The organism is Geoalkalibacter ferrihydriticus DSM 17813, assembly GCF_000820505.1.
GTDB classification, from domain to species: Bacteria; Desulfobacterota; Desulfuromonadia; order Desulfuromonadales; family Geoalkalibacteraceae; genus Geoalkalibacter; species Geoalkalibacter ferrihydriticus.
The window spans coordinates 561,108-572,626 of sequence record NZ_JWJD01000002.1 but is presented as its reverse complement, the minus strand read 5'-3'; the positions used below and the strand labels follow the sequence as shown (position 1 = coordinate 572,626).

Annotated in this window: 11 protein-coding genes and 2 tRNA genes; all 13 read left to right on the top strand. The window is 58.8% G+C overall.

The genetic code is table 11. The features are described from left to right. The first annotated feature begins 63 nt into the window (after positions 1-63). The 13 genes from GFER_RS08770 to GFER_RS08710 all read left to right on the top strand — a co-directional run bounded on the left by GFER_RS08770 (position 64) and on the right by GFER_RS08710 (position 11,519). Positions 64-360, top strand: coding sequence for a ComEA family DNA-binding protein (locus GFER_RS08770; protein WP_040098418.1), 297 nt, complete (start codon positions 64-66; stop codon positions 358-360). Positions 361-464: 104 nt separating this feature from the next. Continuing rightward, positions 465-821 carry an FtsB family cell division protein gene (locus GFER_RS08765; protein ID WP_040098415.1) on the top strand — a complete coding sequence of 119 codons (357 nt, stop codon included), beginning with the start codon at positions 465-467 and terminating at the stop codon, positions 819-821. Positions 822-917: 96 nt separating this feature from the next. Further along, a complete protein-coding gene (gene argS / locus GFER_RS08760; RefSeq protein WP_040098413.1) occupies positions 918-2,582 on the top strand; it encodes an arginine--tRNA ligase in 1,665 nt (554 codons plus the stop codon). A gap of 18 nt (positions 2,583-2,600) precedes the next feature. Then, a complete protein-coding gene (locus GFER_RS08755; RefSeq protein WP_040098411.1) occupies positions 2,601-3,305 on the top strand; it encodes an SPOR domain-containing protein in 705 nt (234 codons plus the stop codon). A 103-nt stretch (positions 3,306-3,408) separates the two neighbouring features. After that, positions 3,409-3,485, top strand: a tRNA-Met gene (locus GFER_RS08750). A 40-nt stretch (positions 3,486-3,525) separates the two neighbouring features. Beyond that, a tRNA-Met gene (locus tag GFER_RS08745) sits at positions 3,526-3,602 on the top strand. A 75-nt stretch (positions 3,603-3,677) separates the two neighbouring features. Next, the gene (tilS, locus tag GFER_RS08740; protein WP_082047984.1) at positions 3,678-5,042 is read left to right on the top strand and encodes a tRNA lysidine(34) synthetase TilS; all 1,365 of its coding nucleotides are present in this window, start codon (positions 3,678-3,680) and stop codon (positions 5,040-5,042) included. Between the two features lie 95 nt (positions 5,043-5,137). Further along, positions 5,138-7,075 (top strand): ATP-dependent zinc metalloprotease FtsH, encoded by a 1,938-nt coding sequence (gene ftsH, locus GFER_RS08735; RefSeq protein ID WP_082047983.1) that lies wholly within the window; start codon positions 5,138-5,140, stop codon positions 7,073-7,075. After that, positions 7,076-7,927 carry a dihydropteroate synthase gene (gene folP, locus GFER_RS08730; protein WP_040098409.1) on the top strand — a complete coding sequence of 284 codons (852 nt, stop codon included), beginning with the start codon at positions 7,076-7,078 and terminating at the stop codon, positions 7,925-7,927. A gap of 24 nt (positions 7,928-7,951) precedes the next feature. Then, entirely contained in the window at positions 7,952-8,731 is a 780-nt protein-coding gene (cdaA, locus tag GFER_RS08725; RefSeq protein WP_139171940.1) for a diadenylate cyclase CdaA, read from the top strand. Positions 8,732-8,740: 9 nt separating this feature from the next. Then, a complete protein-coding gene (locus tag GFER_RS08720) occupies positions 8,741-9,430 on the top strand; it encodes a CdaR family protein (protein WP_040098407.1) in 690 nt (229 codons plus the stop codon). Next, positions 9,430-10,797 (top strand): phosphoglucosamine mutase, encoded by a 1,368-nt coding sequence (gene glmM, locus GFER_RS08715; RefSeq protein WP_040098405.1) that lies wholly within the window; start codon positions 9,430-9,432, stop codon positions 10,795-10,797. Before GFER_RS08720 ends, glmM begins: the two co-directional genes overlap by 1 nt. Then, complete coding sequence (locus GFER_RS08710) at positions 10,797-11,519, top strand: pyridoxine 5'-phosphate synthase (RefSeq protein WP_412171502.1); 723 nt, start codon at positions 10,797-10,799, stop codon at positions 11,517-11,519. Before glmM ends, GFER_RS08710 begins: the two co-directional genes overlap by 1 nt.

Genomic DNA, 11,519 nt, shown 5'->3' with positions numbered 1-11,519 from the left:
AGGGGCCGGAAGTAATTTTGGTGTTTCACTTATTTATTTGTGACATAGTGGAGGGTGTTTCTTATGAAAAAATCTGTTTATGCGGTTTTATTTGTTCTGATGATTTTATTGGGGGGAGGAGCCCAAGCGCTGGCACAGGATGCAGCCACACAGCGTGTCGCCCAGGCGGCTCTGGTTGATATCAACAGCGCCTCGGCCGAGGAACTGGAAGTTTTGCCCGGTATCGGTGCGGTCAAGGCCCGCAGCATTGTGGCATATCGGGAGGCAAAGCCTTTTGCCGCAGTGGAAGATATTCTGGCGGTGGATGGCATCGGCGCGGCGACTCTTGAGCGGATTCGCAACCAGATAACCGTCGACTGATTCTAGGTGCCGGCCCGCTCCCGCTTCCCCTTCGCCTTTCGCTGATTCTCCCAAAAATCAAGCTTTCTTCGGCCGCTTGCGTGCGGCCTGTGGATGTATTAGCCATGGCCGCCGACGAAAAAGACATATCCTCAGTGGTCACATCTTGGCGTCCCTCCAAATGGATGCTTCTTCTGGTGTTGGTGCTGGTTGGCTTGGCTTTGTTCGGCGACCGGGGAATTCTCCAAACCCTGCGCATGCATCAGTACAAGCACTCGTTGCAGGAGAAAATCGCTGAGCTTGAACTCGACAACGCGCGTTTGCGTGGCGAAATCGAGGGCTTGCGCAATAATGACCGACATCTGGAGGGGATTGCCCGCAAAGAATTGGGCATGGTCAAAGAAGGCGAGCTGGTTTATCAGTTCCACTCCACTTCCTGGCCGGAGCAGGCGCTTTTGCCCGAGGCAGAGACCCGCCCCTAGGATTCCACCGCGCGGATCAGGCCTGCCTCTGCCCTGGCATGAGAATGCACGTAATTAAAATGCACACCAAATTCGCCCGAGAAAGACAGACTTTTCATGAAAAATCGCCTCAAGACCCAGATTGAACAGGCCCTGCGTCGTTGTTATGACCAGGGCCGTCTGCATTCGGGGGAGATCCCCGAGATCGTTCTCGAAGTCCCTGCTCACGCCGATCACGGAGATTTCGCGACAAATTTAGCCATGCTTTTGGCGCGCGCCGAGAAGAAAGCGCCGCGCAAAATCGCCGAGGAATTGCTTTTGGCCCTCGGTGCTGGAGACGGCTTGTGGCGACAGGTAGAAATTGCCGGACCCGGGTTTATTAATTTTTTTCTTGCCAACCGTTGCTGGTACGGCGTGCTCGACGACATCACGCGGGCCGGAGCCGATTTCGGCCGCAGCCAGTGCGGCGCGGGCAAGAAAGTTCAGGTTGAGTTTGTCAGCGCCAATCCCACCGGACCTTTGCACATCGGCCACGGCCGTGGCGCGGCCACCGGTGATGCGGTGGCGGCTCTGCTCGCGCACACCGGGTATCATGTCGAGCGTGAGTATTACATCAATGACGCCGGCAACCAGATGCAGACTCTGGGGCTTTCCCTGTACCTGCGCTACCGGGAATTGCTTGGCGAAGCTGTTGAGTTTCCCGCCACCTGCTATCAGGGCGATTACATTCGCGAATTGGCGCGCATCGTGGTGAACCAGGAAGGCCGGCGCCTGCTCGACCTGGGCGAGGACGATGCCTTGCGGTATTTCGCGCGGTTCGGCGGCGACCGTATCCTGGCCGGTATCGACGAAGATCTGCAGGCCTTCGGGGTGCGCTTTGATCGCTGGTACAGTGAACAGAGTCTCTATGACCGCGGTGAGGTCGCGCGTGGCATCGAACTGGTGCGTGAGCGTCAGCTGGCCTACGAACAAGAGGGGGCCCTGTGGTTTCGCACTACGGCCTACGGCGATGACAAGGATCGAGTTCTGGTGCGCTCCAACGGCGCTACGACCTATTTTGCTTCCGATGTGGCTTACCACAAGGAAAAGCTCGACCGCGGCTATGACATGGTGATCGATGTCTGGGGTGCCGATCATCACGGCTACGTGCCGCGCATGAAAGCGGCGCTTACCGGCCTGGGGCGCAGTCCCGAGGACCTGCAGGTGATACTGGTGCAGCTCGTTAACCTGTTGCGCGGCGGTCGGCCGGTGGCCATGAGCACTCGCAGCGGTGAGTTTGTTACGCTGCGCGAAGTTATAGACGAGGTGGGGCGCGATGCCTGCCGGTTTTTCTTCCTCATGCGCCGTTCCGACAGCCAGCTCGATTTCGATTTGGAGCTGGCCAAGCAACAGAGCAACGACAACCCGGTTTATTACGTGCAGTATGCCCATGCGCGGGTGTGCAGCATCAACCGTGCGGCTGTCGAACAAGGGCTGAGGGTGCCCGAGTTGGGCGAAGTCGATTTCGATCGTCTGCTGCTCTCCGACGAACTGGCCTTGGCCAAGTACCTCGCGCAGTTTCCTGAAACCCTGGTGGCCGCAGCTCAAAGCTTTGCGCCTCACCGGGTGGTTTTTTACCTGCAGGAGCTTGCGGCTCAGTTTCACAGTTATTACAACCGCAACCGGGTGATCAGCGAAGATCTGGAAACTACCCGAGCGCGCCTGTATCTTGTTAATTGCGTGCGGATCGTCCTGCATAACGCCCTGCGTTTGCTGGGTGTTTCGGCACCGGAAAAAATGTAGCAGGGAGGTATCTCGACCATGACCCGTGACGTAAAATCGCGAAGCCAGCGACGTATGGAAAAAAAACAGGCACTGCTGCTGCTTGTGCTGATGTTGGCGGTTTCCCTGGTCAGCTTCTCTCTGGGGGTCATGATCGGCAAGAGCGGCTCGTCGGAGCCTGCCATTCCCGCGGCCAAGAGCGAACCTGAGCGTATTCAGGTCGTCAAGCAAGACCCTCCGAAGGCTGTTCCGCCAGTCGCCGAACCCAAACAGGACGTGGCTGCGCCCGAAAAGGAACCCCTGACCTTCTTTGATACCCTGCCCCGGGGGCAAGAAGCGCCCCTGGGTACCGGAATCAATGTGCCGCGGACCTCGGCAACGAAGACCGCAGGGCCGGCAACGGATGAGCCTCAGGCGCCCGCTGCCGATCGCCCGTCAGCCACTGCCCCTGCGTCCCCACCCCCCGCCGCGGCGCCTGCTGCAAGGGATTTGCCCGCGGCAACCGCCGAGGGGCGTTTCGTTGTGCAGGTCGGATCTTTTCGTTCGGCGGACGATGCCCGCTCCCTCAGTGATCGCCTGAAGGCTAAAAACTTTCCTGCCTTTGTGCAGCAGGCCGACCTCGGCGAGCGTGGCGTCTGGTACCGGGTGCGGCTCGGTCCCTATGCGCAGTCAGCCGAAGCGCAAGTCATGGTTACGCGTCTTAAAACTGAACAAAAAATCGATGCCTTTGTCGCCAACCGCTAAGGCCTGACCCCGTCTGCCTCAGCGGGCGGATTCCGGCGAAGAGCTGGGTGTGAAAAATCTCTTGACTTGCTTCTGGATTTTGGATACCTTCCTGTTTCCGTGACGCGGGGTGGAGCAGTCCGGTAGCTCGTCGGGCTCATAACCCGAAGGTCGCAGGTTCAAATCCTGCCCCCGCAACCAAAAAAACAAGCTTGCTTTGTCGAAGCTTTCTACTTTTCATGGCGGTGTAGCTCAGTTGGTTAGAGCATGCGGCTCATATCCGCAGTGTCCGGAGTTCGAATCTCTGCACCGCCACCAACCGCAAGAAAAACCCCCTCCGGCTTCGGAGGGGGTTTTTCTGTTGTGCGCCGGCGTCGGCGCGGGTCTTGACGCATGATTGAACAAGTCCGCAGGATGATAAGCCATCACCGATTGTTGATGGCCGGAGATCGCGTTCTGGTCGCTGTTTCCGGCGGCAGTGATTCCGTGGCCCTGCTGCACCTGTTATGGCGATTGCGCGACGAGCTCGACATCGACCTGTGTGCCGCTCACCTGGATCACGCTTTGCGCGCCGAAAGCCGGGATGAGGCGGATTTCGTCCGCAGGTTCTGTGCTGTTCTGGGCGTACCCTTGGTGAAGCGCCGCATTTCCGTGAACACGGCTCTTGGCTGTGGGCAGGGCGGTGTGGAGCAGGTCGCGCGCGAGGTGCGGTACGCTTTTTTGCGTGAGGCTGCCGCCGAGGCGGGTTGTCAGCTGATCGCCCTGGGCCATCACCGGGGAGATCAGGCGGAAACCTTGTTGCAGCGCCTGGTGCGCGGTTCCGGTCCGGGGGGCTTGGCTGCCATGCAGCCCCGCTCAGGGACTCTGATACGGCCCTTGCTCGATATCTCCAGGGAAGAGATCCTCGCCTATTTGTGCGCTCACGACTTGTCATGGGTCGAGGATCCCAGTAATCGGGATCCGCGTTTCACCCGCAACCGTATCCGCAGCGAGTTGCTGCCCCTGCTGCAAACTTTCAACCCGCGCATCGAAGAAGGGCTTTGCCGCCTGGCGCAACGACTTGCCTGCGAAGAAGATTACTGGGCGGCGCAGGTCGGCAGTCTGTCCATGGCGGAAGGCGAAGTTCGCCTTGCGCTGGGCGAGTGTCGGCGGTGGCACCCGGCGCTGCGTGACCGGATGTTGCGCCGCGCCATGGAGCAGGTACGCGGGGATTTGCGGGCCATCGAAGAAAAGCATGTGAATGCCGCTGCCGCGCTACTCCAGGGCGGTGGTGAATACAAGGAGTGCCATCTGCCGGGATTGTGGGTGGCCGCCGACTGTGGGGTGCTGCGTTTGCGCGGTGCGCCCCCGCAGGCTGCGCTGCCCTTCTCCATCGAGATTCCCGCCCCGGGTAGTTATGTGCTTCCCGAGGGGCGGACCCTGCAGGTTTCCTTGAGCGATCAGGCTCTCGGTGAAGGCGCACATGCTGTTGAATTTTGCGCTTGCGAAATTCCCTTTCCGCTGCGGGTTCGTTCCTGGCACGCCGGGGACCGGATTCGCCCAACGGGCCTGGGGGGGCAGAAGAAGGTCAAGGACGTCTTTCGCGAAGCGCGCTTGCCGCGCGAAGAGCGTGGTCGGGTTCCGCTTTTGCTTGGTGCGGGCAGGGTGCTCTGGGTTGCCGGTCTGCGCCGCTGCGAGGGGCTGCTGCCGCTGCCGGAACCGGGGAAAATCCTCCGCGTCGTTCTCAATGACGCAAAAATGGAGACTCTTCGCTTGTGAATCCGTGGATGCTGTGGTACTTTTCTTCGATAGTTTAAGGTGATTCCGCTCAGTTGCGGCGGTTTGCGAGAACCTGTCCTGAATCAGGGGGAAAAGTGAATCAGTTTTATAAAAATTTGGCGCTCTGGTTGGTCATATCTTTGCTGATGATCATGCTCTTCAATATGATGACCCAGAAAGAGCCTGAACATCGAACGATCAACTACTCTGAATTTCTGGCGGCCGTTTCCGACGGCCGGATCATGGAAGTTACCATCCAAGGCCAGCAGATCGAAGGCGTCTATGATGACGGCAGCGCCTTCAAAACACATGCGCCGGCCGATATCGAACTCATCCCCGAACTCAAGGAACGCGGGGTGGTGATCGAAGCCAAGCCGGTTGAGGATCGTGGTTTCTGGTTTACCCTGCTGATTTCCTGGGGACCGATCCTGCTGCTGATTGCTGTGTGGATTTTCTTCATGCGGCAGATGCAGTCGGGGGGCGGCAAGGCCATGAGCTTTGGGAAGAGCAGGGCTAAGCTGCTCAACGAAAATACGGCCCGCGTCACCTTCAGCGACGTCGCCGGTGTGGAAGAAGCCAAGGACGAACTCGAAGAAATCGTTTCCTTTCTCAAAGATCCCAAGAAGTACTCGCGCTTGGGGGGTAAAATCCCCAAGGGCGTACTCCTGGTCGGTCCTCCCGGCACCGGCAAGACTCTCCTCGCGCGGGCCATCGCCGGGGAAGCTGGCGTGCCCTTTTTCTCTATTTCCGGCTCTGACTTTGTGGAGATGTTTGTCGGGGTTGGTGCCAGTCGCGTACGTGACTTGTTCGTACAGGGCAAGAAAAACGCTCCCTGTATCATTTTCATCGACGAAATCGATGCTGTCGGTCGACACCGCGGCGCCGGCCTAGGCGGTGGCCATGACGAGCGTGAACAAACGCTTAACCAGTTGCTGGTGGAAATGGATGGGTTCGAGTCCAATGAGGGTGTCATTCTGATCGCGGCCACCAACCGCCCCGACGTCCTCGATCCCGCGCTGCTTCGCCCTGGCCGCTTCGACCGCCAGGTGGTCGTGCCGCCGCCGGATGTGCGCGGCCGCGAAAAAATCCTCCAGGTGCATGCCCGAAAAATTCCCCTGGCCAGCGATGTCAATATGATGGTCGTGGCCAAGGGCACGCCCGGTTTTTCCGGTGCCGATCTGGCCAATCTGGTCAACGAGGCGGCACTGCTGGCGGCGCGCAAGGATGAAGACAAGGTCCATATGGCCGATCTTGAGGCGGCCAAGGATAAGGTCATGATGGGTGCCGAAAGGCGCTCCATGGCAATTACCGAAGATGAGAAGAAGGTCACCGCCTATCATGAGGCGGGGCACGCCCTGGTGGCCATGTTTCTGCCCGGAGCTGATCCGGTGCATAAGGTGTCCATTATCCCTCGCGGTCGCGCCATGGGGGTGACCATGTACTTGCCCCAGGAGGAGAAATACAACGAAACCAAAGAGGGTCTGCTTACGCGCATCTGCGCCTTGTTCGGCGGACGTGTCGCCGAAGAGTTGGTATTCCCGAGTATCTCCACCGGCGCCTCCAATGACCTCGAACGCGCCACCCATATTGCGCGGAAGATGGTGTGTGAGTGGGGCATGAGCGAGAAGCTCGGTCCTCTGACCTTCGGTGAAAAGGAAGGGGAGGTTTTTCTCGGGCGCGACATGGGCCACATGAAGAACTACAGCGAGTCAACTGCGCGCGAAATCGACAATGAAATTCGTGAAATTGTGCAGAGCTGCTATGACCGCACACGCAACATCCTGCGGGAGAATCGCGATGCCCTTGAGCGCATCTCTCTTGCGCTGCTGGAGCGCGAAACGGTTGATGGTGCCGAAATCAGGCGCCTGACCTTCGGCGAGACAGAAGTGCCCAAGGATCAAGGCGCACAAGATAAAGCGAAAGATGAGCCCGAGGACCAATCTTCTGAGGGGACGAAGACGCCTCCCGGGCGCACCATCGCTCCCAGTGACGAAGGGTGTCTCAGTGCGGAGGATCGTCGGGAGGAGCCCTGAGTGGTAGGTAGTCTGGTCGGACGTTCCTGCCGGCTCGATCTGCGGCGTCCCTGCATCATGGGGATTCTCAACGTAACGCCTGATTCCTTTTCCGACGGGGGCCGCTTCGTCAACGCGCGTGCCGCTCTGGACCGGGCGCGTTTGATGGTGGATGAAGGTGCGGATCTTCTCGATATCGGTGGCGAAAGCACACGTCCCGGCGCCCTTGCGGTTACTGCGGAGGAGGAACTGGCGCGGGTTGTTCCTGTCATTGAACTTCTGAGCTGCGAACTGTCGGTTCCCCTCTCCATCGACACGACCAAAAGTCGTGTGGCCCGTGCCGCCATTGCTGCTGGAGCTCACTTCATCAACGATATCAGCGGCCTGCATTTTGATCCTGAAATGGCCGGAGTTGCAGCGGAAACCGGAGCGGGACTGTTTCTCATGCATACCAGCCACCGGCCGGATCAGATGCAAGCTCATGTCCGGTATCAGGATCTGATCGGCGAAATCTGCAGGTATCTAGAGCGGGCTATATCCATGGCCCAGGCTGCCGGGGTTTCCCAGGAATGCATCGCCGTTGACCCTGGCATCGGCTTCGGCAAAAGCACGGCGGGAAATCTGGAGATCCTGCGTCGTCTGCCGGAATTTCACCAGCTGGGACGACCCTTGTTGCTGGGCACTTCGCGCAAGAGCTTTCTCGGTGCCCTCCTTGATCAGCCCGATCCGCGCAAGCGTCTCTACCCAACGCTTGCGACCGTGGCTCTGGGGGTCGCTGCGGGGGCTTCGATCTTTCGAGTTCATGATGTCGGTCCGGCCCGTGAGGCCGCTCTGACCGCCTTTGCCGTACATTCCTATTCTCCTCCCGATTGAAAGTTGCCGGCGGGTTGCGCTGACATGGATGGAATCTTCGATGTTCTGAAAAGTATCCGGTGGCTCGACCTTCTGGATGTCGCGCTTGTCACCTTTATCATTTACCGGATCATTCTACTGATCAAGGGCACCCGCGCCGTTCAGATGTTGCTCGGTTTGGCGGTTATTCTCCTCGTCTATGTCGCCTCTCAGGTCGGTGATCTGCGCACCTTGCACTGGCTGCTGGACAATTTTCTTTCCTCAATCATCCTTGTCATCATTGTCATTTTTCAGAACGATATTCGCAGGGCGCTCATGCATGTCGGCCGCAATCCTTTTTTTGCCGGCCTGTCCTATCGCGAAGAAACCGAGGTCATCGACGAACTGGTCAAGGCCTGCATGGTCATGGCCAATCGGCGTATCGGCGCTCTCATCGTGATTGAGCGCGAAACCGGTCTAAAGGATTTTCTTGAAGTCGGTACCGAGATCGACGCGCGCGTATCGAGCGATTTGCTGACCTCGATTTTCTTGCCTTATTCGCCGATTCATGATGGCGCCGTGGTCATTCAGCAGGGACGTCTCAAGCAGGCGGGCTGCTTTTTGCCGCTGACACAAAATCCCGACATCAGCAAGAACCTCGGTACGCGGCACCGGGCTGCCATTGGACTGACGGAATTGGTGGATGCCGTGGCCATCGTCGTGTCCGAAGAAACCGGCAAGATTTCTATCGTGGTCGGCGGGCGCCTTACCCGCGATCTTGATTCCGCCTCCCTCAAGCGGGTTCTCAAGCGCCTGCTTGAGATGCGCACCCTTGGCAGGAAGTGATCGTTCCGTATGTTTAAGAAGTTGACGGAAAACTGGAGTCTCAAGCTTCTCTCGCTGGTGTTCGCGCTGATTCTGTGGTTTTTTGTCATCGGCGAGCGTCAGGTGGAAATCGGTTTTACCGTGCCGATTGAATATATCAACGTGCCCCAGGGGATGATGATCGCCAATGAGGTGCCCAATCTGGTGGATATCAGGTTGACCGGCCCGCGGACGCTGCTGGTAAATCTGAGTTCCGGCGATATCAGCTTTTCCGTCGATCTTGCCGACCTCAAACCCGGCTTGACATCCTTTAAGCGGCTGGAAGAGCGCCTCGATATCCCCGGCGGCCTTAAGGTGACACGCATCTCGCCATCCTTTGTCGATGTGCGCCTCGAACGGGTGCGCAGCAAAACCGTACCCGTGCAGGTGGTCTTTTCCGGCGAACTCGCGGAAGGTTATCAGCTCGACGGTTTCAGGGTTTCACCCGAGCGCGTGGAAATCGAAGGAGCTGAAAGCGAAATTCGGGATGTGACCGAGGTGTCGACTCAGCCCGTGGAACTCGGTGGCGCGCGCGAAAGTTTTACCCTGATGGTTCCCCTCAGGTATCAGGGACGCTATTCGCGTCTCAAGGAAGAGCAAACGGTGGAGCTTCAGGTAAGGATCCTGCCGCCGCCTCCGGCGGAGATAGAATACATGGAGAAAGGTGAAAATTCCCAGTGATGAAAAAAAAGCTATTCGGGACCGACGGGGTACGTGGCGTTGCCAACATCCCACCCATAACCACTGAAACCGCAATGCAACTCGGGCGCGCCGCCGCCTATATTTTTCGTGACGGCAACCGTCGCCACCGCATCGTCATCGGCAAGGACACCCGGCTTTCCGGCTACATGCTGGAAAATGCCCTGGCCGCCGGCGTCTGCTCCATGGGGGTCGATGTTCTGCTGGTCGGCCCCCTGCCGACGCCGGGGATCGCTTTCATCACCGCCTCCATGCGGGCCGACGCCGGGGTGGTCATTTCTGCTTCGCACAACCCCTACCAGGACAACGGCATCAAATTCTTCTCCGGCAATGGCTTCAAGCTCCCCGATGAGCTGGAGCTCAAGATGGAGGATCTGATCTACAGTGGCAAGATCGATTCCCTGCGCCCGGTTGCTTCCGAGGTGGGCAAGGCGTTCCGTATCGATGATGCCGTGGGCCGCTACATCGTTTTCCTGAAAAATTCTTTCCCGCGCGATCTGGACCTCAAGGGGCTCAAAATCGTTCTCGATTGCGCCAACGGTGCGGCCTACAAGGTTGCGCCCGCTGTTCTGGAAGAGCTCGGCGCCGAGGTGATTCCCCTCGGTGTGACGCCCAACGGCACCAACATCAACGCCGGGTGTGGATCTCTCCATCCAGAGGTCATTTCCGAAGCGGTCAAAACGCATCGCGCCCATCTGGGCATGGCTCTCGACGGTGACGCCGATCGGGTCATTTTTACCGATGAGTTCGGCAAAGAGGTCGACGGCGATCACATCATGGCGATCTGTGCGACCACCATGCTTCAGGAAAAGCGCCTCGCTCACAACACCCTGGTGGCGACGGTGATGAGCAACCTGGGTTTGGACATCGCGGTCAAAAAGGCCGGGGGTAAAGTGGTCAAGACCGATGTGGGCGACCGCTATGTGGTCGAGGAAATGCGCAAGGGCGGCTACACTTTGGGCGGGGAGCAGTCGGGACATCTGATTTTTCTCAACCACAACACCACCGGCGATGGGATGGTTTCGGCCCTGCAGGTTCTGGCGATCATGCAGCGCTCGGGCAAGCCCCTCTCCGAACTGGCCGAGGTTATGGTTTCGTTGCCTCAGGTGCTGGTCAACGTTCGGGTTGCCGAACGCAGGGAGATCGAAGACATCCCCGAGGTGCGCAAGGCCATCGATCACGCGCGGAAAGCACTTGGTGAAACCGGGCGGGTGCTGATCCGTTACTCGGGTACCGAACCGTTGCTGCGTATCATGCTCGAAGGCCAGGACAAGTACCAGATTACGGAATTGGCGCACCAGATTGCCGAAGAAATCGATCGCCACCTGGGCGAGAAAAAGGTGAAATGATGGTGCCACGTCTGGGAGTCAACGTCGATCATGTGGCTACCGTGCGCCAGGCGCGCGGTACGGTCGAGCCCGATCCCGTGACCGCTGCGGCTTTGGCGGAGCTTGCCGGGGCGGGCGGCATTACCGTGCATCTGCGCGAAGACCGCCGCCACATTCAGGATCGCGATGTGGACGTGCTGCGGCAGACCGTGCGTACGCGGCTCAATCTGGAAATGGCCGCAACCGAAGAGATGGTCGCCATCGCGCTACGCACGCGTCCTGACTGTGTCACCCTGGTGCCGGAAAGGCGCGCGGAACTCACCACCGAAGGTGGCCTTGATGTGGTCGGGCAGCGAGGGCTGCTGGAAAATCCGGTGCGGCGGTTGCGCGAGGCCGGTATTTTTGTCAGTCTGTTTGTCGACCCCGACCTTGCCCAGGTCGAGACGGCTCAGGAATTGGGAGCCGATGCCATCGAGATTCATACCGGCACTTACTGTGATGCGAAAAATACGCAAACGCGGCAGAGTGAGCTGGTGAAGATTGAGCAGGCAGTTCGCCTCGGGCAGCAATTGGGGCTGATCGTACATGCCGGCCACGGACTCAACTATCAGAATGTTCGCCCGGTGGTGGCGCTTGGTGGCATCGAGGAATTCAATATCGGCCACAGCATCATTTCTCGGGCGGTTCTGGTCGGGATGGATCAGGCGGTGCGTGAGATGCTGGCATTGATCGAGGGGCGCTGA